The 21023-nt window shown below is 61.4% G+C and carries 18 protein-coding genes and 1 riboswitch; of the genes, 12 read left to right on the top strand and 6 right to left on the bottom strand.

Going from position 1 to position 21023, the window contains the following annotated elements; genetic code table 11:
- Positions 1-494: 494 nt before the first annotated feature.
- Complete coding sequence (locus PV407_RS19875) at positions 495-764, bottom strand: hypothetical protein (protein ID WP_332091729.1); 270 nt, start codon at positions 762-764, stop codon at positions 495-497.
- A 260-nt stretch (positions 765-1024) separates the two neighbouring features.
- Positions 1025-1068: riboswitch (PreQ1 riboswitch) on the top strand.
- 144 nt (positions 1069-1212) lie between these two features.
- Here PV407_RS19875 and queC point away from each other — a divergent pair.
- From queC to PV407_RS19840, 7 genes are all read left to right on the top strand, one after another.
- Positions 1213-1881 carry a 7-cyano-7-deazaguanine synthase QueC gene (gene queC / locus PV407_RS19870; protein ID WP_332091728.1) on the top strand — a complete coding sequence of 223 codons (669 nt, stop codon included), beginning with the start codon at positions 1213-1215 and terminating at the stop codon, positions 1879-1881.
- On the top strand, positions 1878-2321 hold the full coding sequence (locus PV407_RS19865) for a 6-pyruvoyl trahydropterin synthase family protein (RefSeq protein ID WP_332091727.1): 444 nt from the start codon (positions 1878-1880) through the stop codon (positions 2319-2321). The genes queC and PV407_RS19865 overlap by 4 nt, the downstream gene beginning before the upstream one ends.
- A complete protein-coding gene (queE, locus tag PV407_RS19860) occupies positions 2314-3063 on the top strand; it encodes a 7-carboxy-7-deazaguanine synthase QueE (RefSeq protein WP_332091726.1) in 750 nt (249 codons plus the stop codon). The genes PV407_RS19865 and queE overlap by 8 nt, the downstream gene beginning before the upstream one ends.
- A gap of 39 nt (positions 3064-3102) precedes the next feature.
- A complete protein-coding gene (queF, locus tag PV407_RS19855; RefSeq protein WP_332091725.1) occupies positions 3103-3600 on the top strand; it encodes a preQ(1) synthase in 498 nt (165 codons plus the stop codon).
- Between the two features lie 150 nt (positions 3601-3750).
- Positions 3751-4887 carry an SGNH/GDSL hydrolase family protein gene (locus tag PV407_RS19850; protein WP_332091724.1) on the top strand — a complete coding sequence of 379 codons (1137 nt, stop codon included), beginning with the start codon at positions 3751-3753 and terminating at the stop codon, positions 4885-4887.
- Between the two features lie 192 nt (positions 4888-5079).
- Positions 5080-5361 carry an ArsR/SmtB family transcription factor gene (locus tag PV407_RS19845; protein WP_332091723.1) on the top strand — a complete coding sequence of 94 codons (282 nt, stop codon included), beginning with the start codon at positions 5080-5082 and terminating at the stop codon, positions 5359-5361.
- 173 nt (positions 5362-5534) lie between these two features.
- Complete coding sequence (locus tag PV407_RS19840) at positions 5535-6743, top strand: MFS transporter (RefSeq protein ID WP_332091722.1); 1209 nt, start codon at positions 5535-5537, stop codon at positions 6741-6743.
- Between the two features lie 79 nt (positions 6744-6822).
- Here PV407_RS19840 and PV407_RS19835 read toward each other — a convergent pair whose 3' ends face one another.
- From PV407_RS19835 to PV407_RS19820, 4 genes are all read right to left on the bottom strand, one after another.
- Positions 6823-8151: an ABC transporter substrate-binding protein gene (locus tag PV407_RS19835; protein ID WP_332091720.1), complete on the bottom strand. Its 1329-nt coding sequence runs from the start codon at positions 8149-8151 to the stop codon at positions 6823-6825.
- Positions 8152-8469: 318 nt separating this feature from the next.
- On the bottom strand, positions 8470-9165 hold the full coding sequence (gene gpmA, locus PV407_RS19830) for a 2,3-diphosphoglycerate-dependent phosphoglycerate mutase (protein WP_332091719.1): 696 nt from the start codon (positions 9163-9165) through the stop codon (positions 8470-8472).
- Between the two features lie 17 nt (positions 9166-9182).
- The gene (locus PV407_RS19825; protein WP_332091718.1) at positions 9183-9707 is read right to left on the bottom strand and encodes a hypothetical protein; all 525 of its coding nucleotides are present in this window, start codon (positions 9705-9707) and stop codon (positions 9183-9185) included.
- 31 nt (positions 9708-9738) lie between these two features.
- Entirely contained in the window at positions 9739-13329 is a 3591-nt protein-coding gene (locus PV407_RS19820; protein WP_332091717.1) for a glycoside hydrolase family 44 protein, read from the bottom strand.
- A 217-nt stretch (positions 13330-13546) separates the two neighbouring features.
- Here PV407_RS19820 and PV407_RS19815 point away from each other — a divergent pair, with 217 nt between their 5' ends.
- The 5 genes from PV407_RS19815 (at position 13547) to PV407_RS19795 (ending at position 20543) form a co-directional block, all read left to right on the top strand.
- On the top strand, positions 13547-14221 hold the full coding sequence (locus PV407_RS19815) for a response regulator transcription factor (RefSeq protein WP_332091715.1): 675 nt from the start codon (positions 13547-13549) through the stop codon (positions 14219-14221).
- Between the two features lie 176 nt (positions 14222-14397).
- On the top strand, positions 14398-16116 hold the full coding sequence (locus tag PV407_RS19810) for a sensor histidine kinase (protein WP_332091714.1): 1719 nt from the start codon (positions 14398-14400) through the stop codon (positions 16114-16116).
- A gap of 23 nt (positions 16117-16139) precedes the next feature.
- The gene (locus tag PV407_RS19805; protein ID WP_332091730.1) at positions 16140-17228 is read left to right on the top strand and encodes a response regulator; all 1089 of its coding nucleotides are present in this window, start codon (positions 16140-16142) and stop codon (positions 17226-17228) included.
- Positions 17229-17231: 3 nt separating this feature from the next.
- Positions 17232-18890: an ABC transporter substrate-binding protein gene (locus tag PV407_RS19800; protein ID WP_332091713.1), complete on the top strand. Its 1659-nt coding sequence runs from the start codon at positions 17232-17234 to the stop codon at positions 18888-18890.
- Between the two features lie 903 nt (positions 18891-19793).
- Positions 19794-20543 (top strand): MBL fold metallo-hydrolase, encoded by a 750-nt coding sequence (locus tag PV407_RS19795; protein WP_332091712.1) that lies wholly within the window; start codon positions 19794-19796, stop codon positions 20541-20543.
- Between the two features lie 294 nt (positions 20544-20837).
- On the opposite strand, the gene PV407_RS19790 is transcribed toward PV407_RS19795, so the two are convergent.
- The coding region (locus tag PV407_RS19790) for a hypothetical protein (RefSeq protein WP_332091711.1) at positions 20838-21023 on the bottom strand (186 nt) is incomplete at its 5' end.

Below are 21023 nucleotides of genomic sequence, written 5' to 3'. Positions count from 1 at the left end.
GATTCCTGCTCGTAAGAGTAGACAGCCTTTTTCAAGTTGTACGGTGAAAAATAATGTCGACAATATCACATTCTTTTTGCTTGCCCTTGTTTTGTTAGCTTTGATGCAACGCTAGTGGAGCTTTTCCGTTTAAAGGGACCGACACCTGTATTCCAAACCAAATTAGAGGGAGAAATTCCAGTTCGGGCAGGGCGGACAGAGGAAGGACAGAGCAGATAGAGCGGATAGAGCAGTGCAGAAACTGGGCAGTGCCGGACTAGGCAGTACCTAACTGGGCAGCACCGAACTGGGCAGCACCGAACTGGGCAGCACCGAACTGGGCAGCACCGAACTGGGCAGCACCGGACTAAGCAGCACCGAACTGGGCAGCACCGGACTAAGCAGCACCGAACTGGGCAGCACCGAACTGGGCAGCACCGGACTAAGCAGCACCGAACTAGGCAGCACTCTGGACTAAGCAGCACCGAACTAGACTGCACCGGACTAAGCAGTACCTAACTGGGCAGCACCGATCTAGGCAGCACCGGACTAGGCAGTTCCGGGCTAAGCAGCACCGAACTGGGCAGCACCGGACTAAGCAGCACCGGACTAGGCAGCACCCAACTGGGCAGCACCCAACTGGGCAGCACCCAACTGGGCAGCACCCAACTGGGCAGCACCCAACTGGGCAGCACCGGACCGAGCCGCACCGGGCCAGGCAGCACCCAACTGGGCAGTACCGGACTAAGCAGCACCGGACTAGGCAGTACCGGGCTAAGCAGCACCGAACTAAGCAGTACCGGGCCAGGCAGCACCCGACAGCGAAAGATAAGGGAAAAATAAAGCAAAAAGAAAAGCACAGGTGGACCGAACCGCCGACGCCTATACAAATAGAGCCTCTTCGGCTCCCCCCGCCTCCCTGCGATTGCCTGCCGGTTCCAGCCGCCGTTCGCTTCACAACCCGCCGCTTCTGTGGTATAGTACGTGAGAAAACCGAAGAAGAAATCCGGGACAACCGGCCGCATCGCCTGCGATGCCGTCGCGCCCGGGAGAGGTTCGCGAACTCCCTCTATAAAAAACTAAGACATGCGATACCCGTACGGGCGATCGCAAGTTTTGCGTTCGGCGCGAAAGCGGCACCAGCCGCTCTCGCGCCGATTGTTTTGAACAGCGAAGGGAAACGGTTCATGGATCTCGTACTTCTCGATTTCGATCAGAGGGAGAGATGCGAGGATGAAACGGGAAAAAGCCGTCGTCGTGTTCAGCGGCGGACAGGACAGCACGACATGCCTGTTCTGGGCATTGGAACGATTCGAGGAAGTGACGGCCGTCACGTTCGATTACGGCCAGCGGCACAAGCTCGAGGTCGAGGTCGCCGCGTCGATCGCGAAGGAGCTGCGCGTTCCGCACCGCGTGCTCGACATGTCGCTGCTCGGGCAGCTGGCGCCGAACGCGCTCACCCGGGCCGATATCGCCATCGAGCAGCGCGAGGGCGAGCTGCCGACGACGTTCGTCGACGGCCGCAATATGCTATTCCTGACGTTCGCCGCCGTCGTCGCGAAGCAGCTTGGGGCAAGGCATATCGTCACCGGCGTATGCGAGACCGATTTCAGCGGCTACCCGGACTGCCGGGACGTCTTTGTCAAATCGCTCGGCGTTACGCTCAACCTGGCCATGGATTATCCGTTCGTCATCGACACGCCGCTCATGTGGCTGAACAAAGCGCAAACATGGGAGCTGGCGGACCGGCTGGGCGCCTTCGACTACGTCCGGCAGCGGACGCTCACGTGCTATAACGGCATCGTAGCCGACGGCTGCGGCGAATGCCCGGCGTGCAAGCTGCGGCGCAAAGGGCTCGACGACTACTTGGCACAGTCCGCGAAGGAGGAACGCCGCCCATGATGCAGCAAATTTATCCGACGATTCCGCATACGTACGCATACGAATTGAATAAAGATTTGCAGTTCGCCGCCGCGCACTACGTTCCCGCCGAAGAGGCGGGCCGTTGCCGGAAGCTGCACGGCCATACGTATTTCGCCAATATTACCGTTGCCGGGGATACGCTGGACTCCGCCGGCTTCCTCGTGAACTTTTCCGTGTTGAAGCGGCTCATTCACGAAAGGTTCGACCATTCGGTGCTGAACGACGATCGGGAAAGCTTCGACGACGAGCGGCCCGACCGGTTTCCGACGACCGAGGTCGTCGCGCGCACCATATGCGACATCGTCCAGCGTTATTTGGACGGAACGGAAAACCGCCCGCGCTGCCTCCAGGTGTATTTGCGCGAAACGCCGACCAGCTACTGCGTATACCGTCCGAAAGCAGGCGAAGCCCATGATTGACGCAGCAGACAAAAAAGAAGGACGCCGCATCCCGGTTATCGAAATATTCGGCCCGACCGTCCAAGGAGAAGGGATGGTCATCGGCCGGAAAACGATGTTCGTCCGCACCGCCGGATGCGACTACAGCTGCGCCTGGTGCGATTCGGCGTTCACCTGGGACGGCAGCGGCAAGGCGGACATCCGCCTGTTGACGGCCCGCGACATTTACGACGAGCTCGTCCGGCTGGGCGGCGATGCGTTCGCGCACGTCACCGTTTCCGGCGGCAATCCGGCTCTGCTGCCCCAGCTCGACGAGCTGATCGGGCTGCTCCATGACTGCGGCGTTCAAGTCGCGCTGGAGACGCAGGGCAGCAAATGGCAGGATTGGTTCGCGCGGATCGACGAGCTGACGCTGTCCCCGAAGCCGCCAAGCTCCCGCATGACGACGGACTGGCCGGCTCTGGACGCCATCGTCGCTAGGCTGACGGAGCTGCGACGTTCGTTCAGCTTGAAGGTCGTCGTGTTCGACGACGACGATTTGCAGTATGCGATCGACGTTCACGAACGGTATCCGGGCGTCCCGTTTTACGTGCAAGCCGGAAACGACAATATCCGGGAAACCGATCCCGAGCGGCTGCTGCCTTACTTGCTGGACCGGTACCGCCGGCTCCTCGACCGCGTCATGCCGCACCCCCGGCTGAAGCGGGTTCACGTGCTGCCGCAGCTGCATACGTGGGTATGGGGCAACAAAAAGGGCGTCTGACCGTAGAGCGAACGCTTTAAAAACGAAGGAGGAACCGTCATGGCGGGAAGAACGGGAGACGAGCTCGGCGGCATTACGCTGCTGGGCAATCAAGGAACCGAATACCGGTTTCAGTATGCCCCCGACATTTTGGAAGCATTCGACAACAAGCACCCGGGGCGCGACTATTTCGTCAAATTCAACTGCCCCGAATTTACGAGCCTGTGCCCGATGACCGGACAGCCGGATTTCGCGACGCTGTACATCTCGTACATTCCCGACCGCCGCATGGTCGAAAGCAAATCGCTGAAGCTGTATTTGTTCAGCTTCCGCAACCACGGCGACTTTCACGAAGACTGCGTGAACATCATTATGAACGATCTGATCGCCTTGATGGAGCCGCGGTATATCGAGGTTTGGGGGAAATTCACGCCGAGGGGCGGCATTTCGATCGATCCGTACTGCAACTGGGGCCGCCCCGGCACGAAATACGAACAGATGGCGGAGCACCGGCTGATGAACCACGATTTGTACCCGGAAAAAGTCGACAACCGCTAACCGTACAAGCGCCGATCCCCAGAACGGAGCCGAGTCCCGGCAATGCGCTCGCTCCGCGGCGCGCCGAACATTTTCCGCGCATCTGTAGTATTCGGCGCCGATCTCGTGTACGATGATGCTTGGAACGAGCATATCGGAGGTGCCCTCATTTTGGAAAAGGAACAAGCTTTCGGACAGGACGGCGTTCCCGTCCGCCAACCTTTGTACACGTTTAACGACGCCTGGACGGAATGGCTGGCGGGAGGCAAATTCCCGATCGCCTTTTTCGGCGACAGCACGTTCGACGGCGCGAATACGACCGATTGGGTGCGCAATGTACCGGGAACCGACAACGTTTCGCGGAACGCGTTCCCGTTCGTGCTGGAGCGGCTGCTTCGCGAAGCGGCCGGAAACTCCGTACTGCGCATTTACAATGCGGGCTTCAGCGGCCAAACGGCCAAATGGGCCGAGACGATGCTGGAGCAAGTGTTCGGCCAGACGTCCCCTTACGCCGACGTCAAAATGATCGGCATCGGCTTCGGCATCAACGACCGGCTCGGCTTCGAGAACGAGAAGGCGTACCGGCACGGCTTCAAACGTTCGATCGAGCGGATCGTACATTGGTGCTTGTCCAAAGGCATCCAGCCGTTTCTGCTTACGACGCAGGCGGTCGTGGAGCCGGGGGTGCTGACGCAGTACGCCGATACGTATCCGATGCGGACGAGCGAGCATATCGAATCGGTCGCGAACGAGGCGAAGCGCGAGCTGGCCGAGCAGTACGGGCTGGCCTTGATCGACTTGAACCGGTTTACCGAGTCGTTCATGCAGCATTCCTCGCACAGCCTGCAAAGCATCATCTCCGACAAGCTGCATTTCGGGGACGTCGGCCACAAGGCGGAAGCCGAGTTTTTGTTTTCCCGTCTGTGCCCGCGGACGATCGTGGCGGACGGGTATACGAAAATCGATTTTTCGAGCCAAAAGGTGTTCGATTGCGTTCCCGAAGATTGGCTGACGATGCCGGACCGGCCGGCGGACCGGTTCAAAGTGTTCGTCGATCGCCCGAAAGCGAACGCGGACGACGGCAATTTGATGTCCGCTTACGTGTTCGTCCGCTCCGAAAAAGAGCTCGTCCTGAAAGCGTACAGGACGGGTTCGGACCCCGCCGCTTACGTCAAGGTAAACGGCGATATCAGGCCGCTCACCGGAGCGGAAACGAATCTCGGCCCGCTCGATTTCGGCCTGTACCGGCTGGACGTGCGGACGGGCGAGTCGGCGGCGGCTGATTTTAAAGGGTTCATTTTGGAGTAGTTCCGGCGCGTTATGGATCCGCACCGGCGCAGGCTCGGGGAGGCGTTCGCCGCGGGACGGCGGCCCCTTCCCGTTTGCTTTTTGCCCGTCGCCGAAAACAATGCGAAAGTTCCGGTTTACATTCGCGAAAAGTTGTGCTACTGTATATTTCAACATCCATAGAAATAGCTGCACGAAAAGGCGGGGATCGAAATGGTCGAAGACAACGCGGAAGTCCGGCAAGCGGTCAAAGTATACAAAGCGCTCGGGGAGCCTACCCGGCTGAAAATCGCGCTGCTGCTCACCGAGGAAAAAAATTTGTGCTGCTCCGATATTATGGGCAAGCTGGAATCCGTGGCCGGTTCGACGCTGTCCCACCATTTGAAGCAGCTGACCGACTGCGGCCTGCTCCATTTGCGCAAGGACGGCACGTATATTTATTACAGCGTAAACCGGGAGATGGCGAAGAAATACGCGCCGTATTTGCTGCAGTAAGCGCGTCCGTCGCTCGCCGTTGCCGGGCATCGTTCGGTTCCGGAAGGCAATCCGCTGTTCGATCGTTCGAAGCGCTTCGTTCGACCCGATCGGGCCCCGTTTTTCGTCGTCTATATTTCTATATTTTTAGAAATATTAAACCAAATCGGATAGGAAAAAGGAGAGAACATCCCGTGTCAAACCGTTGGAAAATTTATATGCTTGCGGTCATCAGCTTTTTGGTCGGAACGTCCGAATTTATTATCGCCGGCATTTTGGATAAAGTGGCGGCCGATATCGGCGTGACGGTGTCCGCCGCCGGACAGCTCATTACCGTCTTCTCGCTCGCGTACGCTTTCGGTACCCCGATCCTGATGGCCGTTACGGCCCGGCTCGAGCGGCGCAAGCTGCTGCTTTACTCGCTCGGCGTCTTCGTCGTCGGAAACGCGATCGCCGTTCTCGTTCCCGGCTTCGCCTCGCTCGTCGGCTCCCGGATCATTCTCGCCCTCAGCACCGGCGTCTTCGTCGTCACGGCGCTGACCGTCGCCTCCAAGCTGGCTCCGCCCGAGCGTCAAGGGAGCGCCATCGCGACGCTCGTCATGGGCTTCAGCACCGCGCTCATCGTCGGCGTGCCGATCGGCCGGGTCGTCGCCGCCGTTTACGATTGGAAAACGATTTTCGGGGGCATCGGCGTGCTCGGCCTCGCCGCCATCGCGATCGTCGCGTTCGCCATTCCGCGGACGGACGGCGAGGAGCCGACGCCGCTGCGCCGCCAGCTCGCCATTTTGAAGCAGCCGCGGGTCGCCATCGCCCTGTCGGTCACCTTCTTCTGGATTTCCGGCTACGCGATCGCCTATACGTACATTTCGCCGTATTTGCTCACCGTCACCGGCATGAACGAGCAATGGGTGAGCGCCGGCCTGTTCGCTTTCGGCATCGCCAGCCTGATCGGCTCCAAGCTCGGAGGGTTCGGCACCGACAAATGGGGCGTGGCCCGCACGCTGGTCGGCGGCATGCTGCTTCATGCGGCCGCTCTCGTCCTGCTGTCGCTTTCCGCCCACTCCGCCGCGCTCGTCTTCCCGCTGCTCATGCTGTGGTCGTTCGCGGCATGGTCGTCCGGTCCGACGCAGCAGTACCATCTGATCACCCTCGCGCCGGAAGCGTCGGGCATTATGCTCAGCTTGAACACGTCCGTCCTCCAGCTGGCGATGGCCGCCGGCGCCGGCATCGGAGGCGTCGTCGTCGAAAGCGTCTCGCTGTCGGCCATCACCTGGATCGGAGCGGCCGGCGTAACCGTAGCGGCCGCGGCGGCGATAGTGTCGCTCGGCCTGTCGCGGTCGCGCTCGTTGGCCCGGTCGCGGGTGCGGGCGGACGAAGGAACCGTCGCCCAAGCGGAAGCGTAACGTCCGTTCGATGCGGCCAACACGAAGAGGAGGTCGACCGGCACGGGCCGGCGGCCTCCTTTTCTTTTTCTCGCCTAGCTTACTTCGTTTTGGACTTCGCCGTCTCGATTTCCTGCTTCGCCGCTTCCGCCGCTTCCCGCAGCGCCGAATTGGCGTCGCTTTGCCCGGACACGATTTTTTGAAACGCCGAATACGCTTTGCCGCCGGCAATGCCGCTGTACTTGTCTTTCGGCGTAATCGCCGCGGCCTTCTCGGGCGCGTACGGCTTCAGGTTTTTTCCTTTGTAGCTTTCCTGGTTTTGCGCGAACGCCTTCCGGATGTCGGGATTGTTCAGCACCGTCTGGACGCCTTCCTTCGATCGTTTCAACTGATACTCGTCCGACGTCAAGTAAGCCAATACTTCGAACGCCTCGTCCTTATGCTTGCTGATCGAGGCGATCTCCATGTACGAAGGGACGTACTGGGGAGCGACATTCGGCGATTCTTTGAAATACGGCATCGAAACGACGTCCCACTCGAACTGGACCGGCGTATCCAGCAGTCCCACGCCGTACCAAGCCATCATGGCCGCGGTTTGGTCTTTGCGGAAATAATCCTGCCATTTCGACATCGTCTCTTTCGCCTTGTCGTCCCCGGCCAGCCGGAAAAATCGCGAAAATTGATCGACGACCGTTTTATACTTGTCGTCTTCGATCATGACCTTGTTCGTCTTCGGATCGTAGCTCGGCGCCGACAGCTGATTGTTGTTCAGCATATGGCTGACGGACATCGTCAATCCGTAATATTGCGTCCCGCCGTCGGTCCGGGTCATTTTTTTGGCCAAATCGTAAATGTCGTCCCACGTCGATCCTTCCTTCGGATAAGGAACGCCGAACTTATCGAACAAATTTTTGTTGTAAAACAGCGTGAAAATGTCGGTGCTCACCGGCAGCCCGTACATGCCCCCGCCGGAAAAATCCCGCATGAACTGAACGACGGAAGGCTCGAGCCGCCCCAAATCGTACTTGTTTTTTTGGATCAGACCGGAAATGTCGTATTGAAGCCCGAAATCGACGATTTCGTTAATCGTGGACGTCGTCGACATAATGATGTCGATCGGTTGGCCGGAGGCGATCAGGTCGGCCGTTTCCGTCCCTTTGGCGTACGGGATGAACGTAATTTTGTAATTCGGGAATTTGGCCTGGGTGTCGTTGCCGCGCTCCTTCATGAACTGTTCCACGGTGCGGGGCGATTGCGGCGAGTAAAAGACGAGCTCCACAGGCTCTTTGCTTTTCGCCTGCGTTCCGGGCGACGGGCCTGCGTCCTTCCCGCCGCCCCCGCCGCTGCCGCTTCCGTTTCCGCCGCCGCATCCGGCGAGCAGGGCCGAAATCGAAATTACGGTTAAACTTGTCACTGCTGCGCGTTTCATAAGGATGACCTCCTTGTCGAATAGGAGCTCTTCGCAAAGCTTCTCGTTAAAACGCTTTCATTTTTCGTTGTTGAAACGTTTCAACCAGATGCAAAAAAAGAGCCGACTTATGCGCCGCCGGCTTTCGCCCGCATCCCGCTCCCCTATTATAGAAACTTTCCGCGGCGCCGGCCATGACCAAAAGAAGCAATTTTTTGACATAATGTTCCGAAAACGCCGCCGCGATCCCGCTTTCGAAAGGTCGCCGCCCGATCGCGAACGGACGGTCCCGGCCGCGCCTTTGCCCGGGCCTCCTCCTCCGCACCACGGCAGGACTGTTTATTCCGCGTCCAAATAATAATGCCGCACCGCGTTCAGCTCGTCGTCCAATTCGTATACGAGCGGCACGTCGGTCGGAATGTCCAGGCTGGCGATGCCGTCCCCCGGAATGCGGTCCAAATATTTGACCAGCGCCCGGAGCGTGTTGCCGTGCGCGGCGACCAGCACCTTCCGTCCGCTTCCGATCGCCGGCGCGATCGTCTCGCGCCAATAGGCGACCGCCCGTTTTTCCGTATCCTCCAGGCTTTCCGCGAGCGGGATGTCGCTTTTGCGCAGTTGCCCGTACCTCGGATCGTTTCCCGCGTAGCGCTCGTCGCTTTCGTCCAGCGCCGGCGGCCTGATCCGGACGGACCGTCTCCACAGCCGGACCTGCTCTTCGCCGTACTTGGCGGCCGTCTCCGCTTTGTTCAATCCTTGCAGAGCGCCGTAATGCCTTTCGTTCAGCATCCACGACTTGAATTCGGGAATCCACGCCAAATCCATCTCGTGCAGCACGATCCACATCGTCCGAATCGCCCGCTTCAGCATCGACGTGTAGGCGGCGTCGAACGTATAGCCGTTCGCCTTCAGGATCGCCCCGGCCCGCCTTGCTTCCACCAGGCCGCGTTCGGACAAATCGACGTCGGTCCAGCCGGTGAACCGGTTTTCCACGTTCCATACGCTTTGGCCGTGCCGAATGAGTACGACTTTGTGCATGCGCGATTTCCGCCGGTTTACGCCGCCGCTCTCCCGTTCCCCAGCCATGCCGGAACGCCGAGGCCTACGTAGGCGAGACCCCACAGCAGCGCCATGTAATCGCCGAGAAACGGAAAGAAGCCGACCACCGGCCAAACGACCGTCAATACGGCCGCCCAACGCGGCAGGACGCGCGCCCGCCACGTCACGATGCCGAAGACGAGCAGGCCGAGCAGCATCAAGGCGTCGTTCACCGTCCGAACGAGCTCGTATCCGGTCGGCTCGGCGCCGAGCATCGTCGACCAGACGAGACAGCCCGTAATCATGTTCGAGGCGGCGATCGCCAGCGACGACGCGAAGCCGAGCACCCCCGTCCGGGACGCCTGAACGAGAAACAGCCCGAGCGTTCCGACGGCCATCAGCCAGCAGGCGAGCAGTCCCGCCCACAGCTCCGGCGAGCCGTTCGCTCCCCATAGGAGCGAGAACGGCGTCATCAGCATGCGCGTCGCACCGCCGACCGCGGCTATAAAGCCGAGGCCGGCGACCGCTTTGTCGATCGGCATGGAACGATCACTCCTCTCTTTCGCGCGCGTATCATTGCGGTACCGCGATCAATGCGGCGGAACGCGCGGGCAGCTTGACGGCGAATCCGCCGTTCGCCGTTTGCACATGTCCGTCGAACGCCAGCCGCTGTCTCGCGTCGAACCGGTACAGCTCGCCTTGGACGCCCTCCGCGAAAGAACCGTCGACTTCGGCGACGCGCGAAACGGTATCTTTGTTGAACAGCAGCACGAACGTTTTTCCTTGCGGCGAAACGATCGCATACGCCCCGACCGCGTCGGCGATCGTGCTTGTCGCCCGGACGCTGTCGCCTTCGATCCGGCCGCCTTTGCCGTCGTAGTTCAAATACAGCTTGAACGCGTCCTCGAGCGGCGTTCCCGCCGGCAGCGTGCCGAACCGCGTCGCCAGATCGACGCCCTCTCGCCCGAATAGGGCGAGCGCCTCCGCCTGCGCCAGTCCGGCGGTGATGCCGTCCCCGTTGCCGAAGTTGTACTCCGTAATCGCCAGCTTCGTGCCGGGAGCATGACGTTCGATCATTTCCTTCATCCGCGGAATGAGCCGGATCGGCTCTTGAATCCACGACCGGTCGATGAAGTTCGGGTCGTACAGCGCTTTGAGCGCCTGGAACCGCCGTTTCGCCGTAGCCGGCCCTTCGTCGTCCGTCGGCACCCCGTTTTCCTGCGGGTAGTAATGAATGTCGAGATAATCGACAAGCCTGACGCCGGTTGCCTGCTCGTACTGCCGCACCTTCTGCAAATACCATTCCAGGAACGGCTTGCCTTCGTGCGCCTGGCGGTCCGGGCCGTCGGCGCAATTGTCCGCGGACGAGTAGAAGTAGGCGCACCATCCCCAGGAGGTCGGCCCGAAAATGTTCGCGTCCGGATCCTTCGCCTTGATCGCCGCGCCGTACGTCTCGGTGAAGCCCCAAATTTCGTCGTAGGTCGGCGCCTGCGGATGGACGTCGCGGTGCGTCACGTGCCATATTTCCGGCTCGTTGTCGAGCGCGTAAAAGTTGACGCGGTTGCCCGTACGCGCCCCGATATGATCGATCCAGCGGGTGACGAAATCCGGTCCGATCCGCTTGGACGTATCGAGCGGGTCGTTGCCCGTAACGAGCTCGCCGCCGGGGAACACGCCGTTGCCCGCGTCCGGCAGCTCCCGCGCCCCGCTTTGCTGCGGGCCGTATTTTTTTTGCGAAAAGCCGTACGTCACTTCGCGCGATTTCGGCGTCCAGCCGATCGTCGGCACCGTCAGCAGCACCTTGCCGTTTTTCCCGTGCACCATATCGATGAACCGGTCGGACATCGAGCCGTGCGGAAGCTGCTCGGGGCGGTCGTTTTCATACGGATAGTTGATGAAGTACCAGTCGGACGCCCGGTTCGCGACGTCCAGCTCCCAGTTGTAGCGCGTCGTGTTGTTGCCGCCCCAGCGCTGCACCGGGAACGCCAGCTGCGACTCGGTCGGATGCATATCGTCATAATTGATGCCGTAAATGTCCGGATTGATCGGCCGGCGATCCGCCTGCGCGTCGATCTTCACTTGAACGGCGGGAAGCTCCGGCTCCGGCAGTCCCGGGTTCAGATTGCGCAAAAACGCGATATCGTCGATATAAACCGCCGCCTGATCGTCCTCCGTCGCCGCCTGCACGATCAAGCCGTCGAACGGCTCGTTGCGAAGTCCCATATCCGCGAAATTGACGACGATATGCGACCATTGTCCCGCCGGAAGCGAACTGCCGGGCGCATACCGGCTCAAATCGACCGCACCCATCGAGCTGCCGCCGTTGTACGCGTGCAGCGTCAGCTTTTGCCCGCCGGCCGTTCCGCCGTGCAGCCACAGCTCGATGCCGTAGTAGTCGGCGACGCTGCGCTTGCGGTCGGAGACGAGCCATACGCCGTCCCAGCCGTCCGGCTCGAACTTGATCGACCGCACGCCGGAGCGGGCTTGCTCCGTATTCGCCAAATCTTTGTCGTGCCAGCTTTGATTGCGGAAGCCGTCCGCGAGCTCGTCGGCATATACCGTCTCCGGGGCGACTTCCGCCACTTGAACGTACGCGGTCGCCGTGTACGTTCGGAAGGAAGCGGTAATTTTGGCGATTCCGTTCGCGACGGCGGTCAGCGCGCCGCGATCGACACGGACGACGTCCGGCCGGTCGGACTGCCACGCCGCCTCGCCCGTAACGTCGTTCGTGACGCCGTTATCGAGCATCGACTCGGCGGTCAGCCGCTTCGTTTCGTCCTTCAGCAGCACGAGCTGCGGAACGTCCATTCGCACTTCCACGATCGCCGGCGGCGCGACGTACTTGCGAACGAGCGCGATGTCGTCCACGTAAACCGCCTGCTGATCGCCGACGCCGGCGCCGGCGAGAAGAAGACCGTCGAACAAGCCGTTCGGCAATTCCAGATCGGCCAGCATCAGCTCGAGCTTCGCCCAGCCGTTCGCGGGGATGCCGCCGGGGATCAGGTCGCCGAGCCTCATCTCCTTCGCGGGCTGGCCGCCGGCCATGAACACGAGCTTCACCTGCTGGCCGCCGCCGCTTCCGCCGTTGACCCACAGCCGCAGCTTCTCGTAGTCTTTGACCGTGATGGGACGGTCGCTGTACAAATACAAGCCGTCGTCGCGATCCGGCTCGAACCGGACCGAACGGCTTCCCGTATGCACGATGTCGGCTTCCTCCAGGCTGCGCGACGCCCAGCTGTAGTCGGTAAATTGACCGTTCAGCGCATCGTCGAACACGTAAATGCCGTCAACCGGCTCGATCGGTCCGGTCGGCGCCGCTTCGACGACCCGGACCGTCATCCGCGCTTCGAAGCCGGCATAGCCGGCGCGGATCGTCGCCGTTCCCGGCTTCAGCCCGACCGCGACGCCGCCCGATACCGCGGCGACGGCTTCGTCGTCGGACGACCACGCCGCCTTCTCCCTCGCCGGGCTTGTCGTGCCGTCGGAAAGACGCGCCGCCAGCTCGATCGTCCGGCTGCCGCCGGCCCGGAGCGTTATCGGCGCTTCGCCGTAAACGAGCCCGACGACCGTTTGCGGCTGCGGCTGCGGTTCTCCGCCGGGATGGCCTCCGCCTCCGGCGACGAAGGCGATGTCGTCCAAATAAACCGGCTCCTGCTCGTCCTCGCCCCACAGCCAAATGCCGTCGACGAGCCCGCGAACGCCGAGATCGGCCAAGCGAAGACGCACTTCCGCCCATTTCCCGGCGGGCACGCCGCCCGGCAGCGCATCGCCGAGCTCCGTTTCGGCCAAGCTTTGTCCGCCGAGCGAAAATACGAGCTTCAGCCGCTGGCCGCCGGTCGCGCCGCCGTGAATCCAAAAGCGGAACGTCCCGTATTCGTCGGCGTTCATGATCCGGTCCTTGTAAAAATAAAGCGCTTTGCCGCCGTCCGGATCGAGCCGGATCGCGCGGTTCCCCGAATAAACCGTGTCGGTCACGGCCAGCTCCATATCCGCCCAGCTGTAATTCACGAACTCGGCCGACAGCGCGTCGTCGTATACGATCAGACTGCCGGACGCGTCGCCGATCGCGCGAGGCGCCGCGACCGTCCACTGCATAAGCAGCAGCAGCGCCGCCAGCACAACCGCAACCGTCCGCCTGTATGCCACCAGTTTCCCCGCCATCATGATTCCTGCTCCTTCCGTATCTGATCTCGTACGGGCGACCTGCGTCGCCCACCCGTCTATCGTAGCCGCGGCGCGCGTCATCCCGCCAGTGACGCGATGTCATCGTTTTTGTCACTTCCTATCGCAGGATCTGGTCATTTTGTCCTATTCGCCCGCCGGGTGTGGTAATCTGTTGGTAAAGCTTTTCTATACGGAGCAAAAGAGGGTTCGTGAACGGATGATTCGAATATTGATTGCCGACGACCAGACGCTGCTCAGGGACGGCCTGCAGACGATACTGGGTCTCGAGAACGATCTCGAAGTGGTCGGAACGGCCGGCAACGGGCTGGAAGCTTGGGAAGTCGCGAAAGCGGTCCGCCCGGACCTTGTATTGATGGATATCAAAATGCCGGTGATGGACGGCATCGAAGGGATGAAGCGGATTAAACGCGACTTTCCGCAAACGGTCGTGCTCATGCTGACGTCGTTCGCCGAGGACCGGTGGATCGTCGATGCGATGGCGGGGGGCGCCGACGGTTTTTTGCTGAAAGATATGCCCGGAGACCGCATCGTGCGGCATGTGCGCGAAGCGATGGGCGGACACGTCATGCTTCCGGCCCCGATCGCCGCCAAATTGGCCGCAAGGCTGTCGACCCTGGCTTGCCCCTACGACGCCGACGCGTTCGACGCGTTCGAGCTGCGCAGCCGCGGCCTGACCTTGACCGAGCGCGAACGGAAAATCGCTCTGCTGATGATCGAGGGGCTGACGAACAAACAGATCGCCGCTTCCGCATTCATGAGCGAAGGGACCGTCCGCAACTACGTCAGCGTCATGTACAACAAGCTCGGCACGAACGACAGGCAGGCGGCCGTCGCCCGATTGAAGGAGCTGCTGTCGAAGCGCGCTCCCTAGAATTTTGACGAAGCCGAACCGCCGTCCGACCGGTTCTTCGTCGCCGCCGGCGCTTGAAGGCGGTCGCCGCTTCCGCGTCCCGGATAAAGGCGTTTTTCCCGGGATCGCGGTATGATACACTGAAACGGTAAGGGAAAAACTCCCGGACGACCGTCCGCATTACGGTCGGAGGAACTATGAATCTCATTTCCAAGACGCTGCTGACGATCGCGCTGCTGATGGTTCCCGTCATCGCGCTGTACATGTACGCGAACCGGCAAAGCGTCGCCGTCGTCGAAAAGCAGATCAACATGGCGAACGAGGACCGGCTGGACCGTTTCCTCGACGAAATCGAGGGGACGCTGGACCAAGTGTCCAAATACGCGAACATTATTTTGAACGATCCCGACTTCGCCGAACTGGCCGGGAAAAGCGCCGCCGCCGACCGTTACGACTACGCGGTGCTCATGGAGGCCGCCGAGTCCAAGCTCGGACTGTTCAGCTTGTCCACCGACTGGATGAGCCGCATCAATCTGTACTTCCCCGCCTCCGGGCGAGCCGCTTCTTCCCATTCCTCGGTCGTTTACGACGAAACCTACTTGCAGCGCAACCTGGATCCCGACTGGACGTTTCGGAACGTCATGATCAACGGCATCGGCAAAAGGGCGTTTACCCGGCATTTCGCCGCTCCTTACGCGGGACTCGCCGATTTCCGCTCCGCTTCGGTCATCGTGGAAGTCGATCTGATGGAAGACAACGTCGTCGCCCTGCTCGACCGGTTCAAATCGAACGGCAACAACGACCCGTTCCTGTACAAGGCGCCGGACCGCTTCGTGCTGAACGGCACATCCGACGCGGAAGCGGCCCGCCGCATCGTCGCCGCGGCCGGCCTTTCGGCGAATCGGGAGGCGAAGCGCCGCGATATTTTCCGTCTCGACGACAAGCAAGTGCTCGTTTATGTTCTCCCTTCGCCGAAGCTCGGCTGGACGCTTGTCGACTATGTGCCGCTCGAGGACATTTTGGCGCCGATGACCAAAAGCCGCTATTTGTTTTATGCGACCGTAACGCTGCTGCTGCTGCTCGGGGCGGCCGCGGCGGCCATTTTGTACTTTCACGTGCAGATGCCGGTGAGAAGGCTGTCGGAAAGCGTGTCGAGACTGAAACGGGGCGAATTTTCCGTGCGTATCGAAGGAACGTCGAACCGCGATTTCCGCCCGCTGATCGGGCAGTTCAACGAAATGGCCGCCCGGATGCAGCATTTGGTCGAGAAAGTGTATTTGGAGGAAATCCGCGCCAAGGAAGCGGTCATGAAGCAGCTGCAATCGCAAATCAACCCGCATTTTTTGTACAACAGTCTCGCCTTCATCGTCAGCATGGCGAAGCTGAACCGCCCCGCGCCGGTCGTTTCGATGGCGCACAGCTTGGCCGACTATTTCAAATACACGGCGCGCAACGTCTCGATGACGACGACGATCCGCGAAGAAATCGAATTCGTCTCGTCCTACATCGACATCATGAACTACCAGCTCGGCAACATCCGCTGCGAAATCGACATACCGGCTTCGATGGAACGTCTGCTCATTCCGCGGCTGCTGATTCAGCCCGTCGTGGAAAACGCGATCGTTCACGGCTTGGAGCCGAAGCCGGACGGGGGCGGCATCCGCATTGCCGGCGAGGAAGAGCCGGACTGGGTTTCGATCGCCGTCGAGGACGACGGCGTCGGCATGACCGAGCCGGAGCGGGCCGCGCTCGCCGAACGGCTGAAGGAAACGGAAGCGGACGGCGACGGCATCGGCCTGTGGAACGTTTGTCAGCGGCTGCGTTATCAATTCGGCGAACAGTCCGGCGTCACGGTCGGCGCCTCTCCGTCCGGAGGGCTCCGCTTCGTGCTGCGCTGGCGCAAACCGCCATCGTAAAGGTGAGATCCGTTTTGTTTTCGATGCTCATAGTCGACGATCATAAACATTTGGCGGAAAGCATGGCGCAGACGATTCCGTGGCGGCGGTACGACGTCGCCCGCGTCTTGCAGGCGTATTCCGGCCCGCAAGCTTTGGACGCGATGAAGGACGGCGGCATCGACATTCTCGTGACGGACATCCGCATGCCGGGCATGTCCGGACTCGAGCTGATCGAGCGGGCGCGGGAGCTGTCGCCCGGCATCGACTGCATTTTGCTGACCGGCCATACCCAGTTCGAATACGCGAGGCGGGCGGTCGAGCTGCAGGCGATCGATTATTTGGTCAAGCCGGTGCGCGACGAAGAGCTGATCCGCGCGGTGAAGCGCATCGCGGACCGGCGCAAAGCGCGGCTCGGCGAGCGGGCCGAGCTGGAGCGGCTGCAGGAGGCGATGCGCCGGCAGCTGCCGCAGCTGCGGGCGGATTTGCTGGCCGCGAAGGCGGATGCGGAGCTTTCCGTCGCCCACGAGCGCGATCGGATCGCCGACGACATCCACGACTTGGTCGGCCATACGCTCACGACGACGCTGATGCAGATCGAGGCGGCGCGGCTCCTGCTCGCCCGCAACGAGCGGGAGGGCATGCTGCGGCTGGAAAAATCGCAGCAGCTCGTGCGCAAAAGTCTGGACGACATCCGCGAGGCGGTCGGCCTGCTGAAAAGGCCGGGGGACGCCGCCGATCTGGAGAGCGAGCTGCGGGCGTTCGTCGCGGAAGCGGAGCATATCGCGAACGTAGCCGTCGATTGCCGGATCGAGCTGACGTCGCCCGTCACCGATGCCGAATGCCGCAAAGTCGTCTCGCACGCGCTGCGGGAAGGCATTACGAACGGCATCCGCCACGGCGGCAGCGGCGCGTTCCGGTTCCGGCTCGCGGAGCGGGGCGGGATGCTTCATTTTTCGTTGTGGAACGACGGGGTTCCTTACGACGGCAGCGGCACGGGCTTCGGCTTGAACGCGATGCGGGAACGGGTCGTTCGGCTGGGCGGGACGATGACGCTTGCGGCCGGCGCCGACGGTGACGGCACGCTGCTGGAGCTGCGGATGCCGCTGCGCCGGGAACGGGAAGAGCGATAGACGATGGCGACGATTTCACGGGTTAAAACGATACGGGCCGCGGCGCTGGCGATCGTCGGCGTCCTGGCGCTGCTGTGCCGAACGGACGGCGCGCCCGGCGGACCGGAGGCGGACGGGCGGACGGACCGTCCCCCGGGCAAGTTCGACCCTCCCGTCGTCATAACGACGGCGAAGGCGCTGCGCGATTACGACAAGCTGCGGGACGGCGACACGACGGAGCATAATCCGATCACCCGTTGGGCGAAGGAGAAGCTCGGCATCATCCAGTCGAACAAATGGATCGTGACCGACCGGAACGAGGCGCTGGCGACCCGGGTCAGGCTGGCGCTTTCCGGCGGCGAGGAGCTGCCCGACGTGCTTTTTTTGACCAATCACGACATTCCCGAGCTGCTCGGCGATCTCGTCGCTTCGGGGCGGATCATGAGCGTCGAGGAGGCGTTTGCGCAGTATGCTCCGTCCCGCGTCAAGGAAGCGTACGCGCGCCATCCGGACGTATGGAAAACGGTGACGCTGCAGGGCAAACGATGGGGGCTGCCGCAAATATCCGACGGCAAAATCGGCGACCCGGTCTTATGGATCCGCCGCGATTGGCTCGATCGGCTGAAGCTGCGTCCGCCCGCCACGCTGGACGAGCTGGAAGCGGTGCTCGACGCGTTCACGAACGGCGATCCGGACGGGAACGGCAAACGCGACACGATCGGGCTCGCGCTGGCCGGCAAAAACTCGCTGAACGGCTGGATGGGCGACGCCAGCTTTTTATTCGGCGCCTATGGCGACCAGCCGTACCAGTGGAACCGGATGAAGGACGGGACGCTCGCCTACGGCTCCGTGCAGCCGTCGGTCCGGCAGGCGCTCGCCCGGCTCGCCGACTGGTACGGCAAAGGCTATATCGACCCCGGCTTCGCCACGCACGACGAGCAGAAGGCGGCTTCGCTCGCCGCGGACGGCAAGGCCGGCGTCGTCTCCGGCCCCGGCTGGATGGGCGGATGGCCGCTCGGCGAGTCGGCGGCGGCGGCGGCCGGGGCGGCGTTCAAGCCGTACCCTTATCCGGCGGGACCGGACGGCCGCATCGGACGAATCGGGTCGAGGCCGTCGTACGGGAGCTATTTTTTCCGCAGCGGTTTCGAGCGGATGGACGCCGTGTTCGCTTATTGGGACGCGGTTTACGGCTATTTTCTCGAGGACCCCGATTCCGCTTTCGCCCACGGCTTCGGCGAAGGCTACGATTACAAAATCGTGGACGGGGAAGTCGTGTACGATTTTCCGCAAGCGACGAGCACGATTTCCAACTACTTGCTGCTCGCGCCGGGCAATCCGCCGGTCGCCGGGGAAAGCATCGAAAGCCGGGTGTACCGCGGCCTGGTTCGTACGCCGTACGAGAAAAAGCTCGCCTCGACCGCCTCCCGCCTCTACTTGGAAGGGCGCATCGTCGGCGACCTGCAGCTCGCGCATTCGCAAAAGAACGAATTCGTCGGGCCCCATACGAAGACGATGGCGACGGAGTGGACGCGGCTCGCCAAGCTCGAGAAGGAGACGTTTCTGAAAATCGTGCACGGCAAAGAGCCGGTCGAGTCGTTCGACGCGTTCGTCCGCGCCTGGCGCGAATACGGCGGCGACGCCATAACCCGCGAAGTGAACGAGTGGGACCGGGCGATGATGTGAACTTGCGGGGGCGGGTCTTCCCCGCGCCCGCGGCGGCGTATCGGCGCCCATAGTGCGCTTTCGTGCGCTATCTCCGCGTTGTCGGCGGTCCGGCGCGCGGATAGTGCGCTTTCGTGCACTATCTCCGCATTGTCGGCGGTCCGGCACGCGGATAGTGCGCTTTTGAGCACTATCTCTGCCGTTCCCCGCGATCGCGGCAGCGTATCAGCGCCGATAGTGCGCTTTCGTGCACTATCTCCGCGTTGTCGGCGGTCCGGCGCGCGGATAGTGCGCTTTTGAGCACTATCTCCGCCGTTCCCCGCGATCGCGGCGGCGTATCGGCGCCGATAGTGCGCTTTCGTGCGCTATCTCCGCGTTGTCGGCGGTCCGGCGCGCGGATAGTGCGCTTTTGAGCACTATCTCCGCCGTTCCCCGCGATCGCGGCGGCGTATCGGCGCCGATAGTGCGCTTTCGTGCATTATCTCCGCGTTGTCGGCGGTCCGGCGCGCGGATAGTGCGCTTTTGAGCACTATCTCCGCCGTTCCCCGCGATCGCGGCAGCGTATCGGCGCCGATAGTGCGCTTTCGAGCACTATCTCCGCGTTTGCGACAACCCTCGCGCGCCCATAGTGCTCTTTTGAACACTATCCAGTCGTTCCCTATGACATGGGCACCTTTTTTGCGCTTTTTTCCGATTTACCATAACACCCTAATAAAGCTGCTTCTCATAATCGACTCGCTTGCTATTGCCGAATAGCCCGATGCACAATGATCGCTAACATCGACCTAAATTTATGTTGACAAAAATTAAATTTTATGTTATGATTTTATTTTAATAACTTTACAATAACTCCTCCTTTTTGTTATGCTATGAAAAAGCTTCTGATCAGAGCCTTTTCTACGCAAACGATAAGGAGGTTTTTTTATGCGGCTAAACCACGGTATTGCCGTACTGCCGATTTCCGCTGTTATGATGGGGCGAACGGAGACGATCTATCCGACGCTTTTATGGGATTCGGAGAACGTGCTGCTTGTCGATACGGGCTATCCCGGTCAAGCGGACAAGTTCAGCGACGCGTTCGCGGAGGTCGGCCAATCGATCGAGAAGCTGAACCGGATCGTCGTCACTCACCAGGATTTGGATCACATCGGCTCGCTGCCCGCTTTGCTGAGCGGCTCTCCGCACGCGATCGAAGTGTACGCCGGAGCCGTCGAGAAGCCTTACATTCAAGGAGAAAAGCGGCCCGTCAGATTAACGCCGGAAGCGATCGCCATGGCGGTGGCGGCTTTGCCCCCGGAAGTGCCGGACGAATGGCGGCAAAAGTTCCGTCATACGCTCGAAAACCCGCCACGCGCCAAGGTGAACCGAACGTTGTCGGACGGCGAGGAGCTGCCTTATTGCGGGGGCATCGTCGTCATCGATACGCCGGGTCATACGCCCGGGCATATCAGCTTATACCACCGGCCGAGCAAAACGCTGATCGCCGCCGACGCCATGGTCGTAAAGGACGGCCAATTGTACGGTCCGGTGCCCGAATATGCGTGCGATATCGCGCAGGCGAGGCAATCGCTCGGCAGACTGACCCAATACGATATCGAAACGGTCGTTTGCTATCACGGCGGCGTATTCCGGGGCGATGCGGGCAAGCGCATTGCCGAATTGGCCGGCGAATAGCGCTCGCAGTGCAAAGGCAACTATACTCTCCATGCAGGGGGTTAAAGCTGTCGCTGTTACGCACGCCCCAATGCCTTGACGTCAAAGCCGTCTAAAACAAAAAATAGCAGTCCATCGCGGCTGCTATTTCGGCATCTATAGACGGTCTTCTAAGATAGTACAGGGGAGCAAATTTTTATTAGGAAGCATGGCGCTACTCCCTCCCCGGTCCCCCGCTTCCTGCGCTCCCCCGCGGCCGCGGCCGCGCGCCGCACCCGCCCAAGCCGGCCCATCCCGCCGCCCCGCGAGGGTCGCTCAGATCAAGTGCCGGATCAGCGCCAGCGCCTGCCGCGTCTGATTCATGACGCCGCCCGGCTCCGGCTCGTCCAGCTCCAGCTCGAAGCCGGCCCAACGGTACAGCTTGATCGCTTTATGGCTCCACGTTTGCGTCGGAATGTACATCGCGCAGTCGCCCTCCAGCTCGACCATCAGCCTGACGCC

Origin of the sequence: Paenibacillus sp. GYB003 (assembly GCF_036577625.1) — a bacterium.
Classification (GTDB): Bacteria; Bacillota; Bacilli; order Paenibacillales; family NBRC-103111; genus Paenibacillus_AB.
This window is presented reverse-complemented; position numbering and strand designations above follow the sequence as displayed.

What these genes read in the sequence shown, in the direction of transcription:
- queE (WP_332091726.1), top strand. Translation starts at nt 2,314, where the DNA reads ATGATTGACGCAGCAGACAAAAAAGAAGGACGCCGCATCCCGGTTATC.
- PV407_RS19815 (WP_332091715.1), top strand. Translation starts at nt 13,547, where the DNA reads ATGATTCGAATATTGATTGCCGACGACCAGACGCTGCTCAGGGACGGC.
- PV407_RS19805 (WP_332091730.1), top strand. Translation starts at nt 16,140, where the DNA reads ATGCTCATAGTCGACGATCATAAACATTTGGCGGAAAGCATGGCGCAG.
- PV407_RS19820 (WP_332091717.1), bottom strand. Translation starts at nt 13,329, where the DNA reads ATGATGGCGGGGAAACTGGTGGCATACAGGCGGACGGTTGCGGTTGTG.
- queF (WP_332091725.1), top strand. Translation starts at nt 3,103, where the DNA reads ATGGCGGGAAGAACGGGAGACGAGCTCGGCGGCATTACGCTGCTGGGC.
- PV407_RS19795 (WP_332091712.1), top strand. Translation starts at nt 19,794, where the DNA reads ATGCGGCTAAACCACGGTATTGCCGTACTGCCGATTTCCGCTGTTATG.
- PV407_RS19835 (WP_332091720.1), bottom strand. Translation starts at nt 8,151, where the DNA reads ATGAAACGCGCAGCAGTGACAAGTTTAACCGTAATTTCGATTTCGGCC.
- PV407_RS19825 (WP_332091718.1), bottom strand. Translation starts at nt 9,707, where the DNA reads ATGCCGATCGACAAAGCGGTCGCCGGCCTCGGCTTTATAGCCGCGGTC.
- PV407_RS19800 (WP_332091713.1), top strand. Translation starts at nt 17,232, where the DNA reads ATGGCGACGATTTCACGGGTTAAAACGATACGGGCCGCGGCGCTGGCG.
- PV407_RS19865 (WP_332091727.1), top strand. Translation starts at nt 1,878, where the DNA reads ATGATGCAGCAAATTTATCCGACGATTCCGCATACGTACGCATACGAA.
- queC (WP_332091728.1), top strand. Translation starts at nt 1,213, where the DNA reads ATGAAACGGGAAAAAGCCGTCGTCGTGTTCAGCGGCGGACAGGACAGC.
- gpmA (WP_332091719.1), bottom strand. Translation starts at nt 9,165, where the DNA reads ATGCACAAAGTCGTACTCATTCGGCACGGCCAAAGCGTATGGAACGTG.
- PV407_RS19810 (WP_332091714.1), top strand. Translation starts at nt 14,398, where the DNA reads ATGAATCTCATTTCCAAGACGCTGCTGACGATCGCGCTGCTGATGGTT.
- PV407_RS19845 (WP_332091723.1), top strand. Translation starts at nt 5,080, where the DNA reads ATGGTCGAAGACAACGCGGAAGTCCGGCAAGCGGTCAAAGTATACAAA.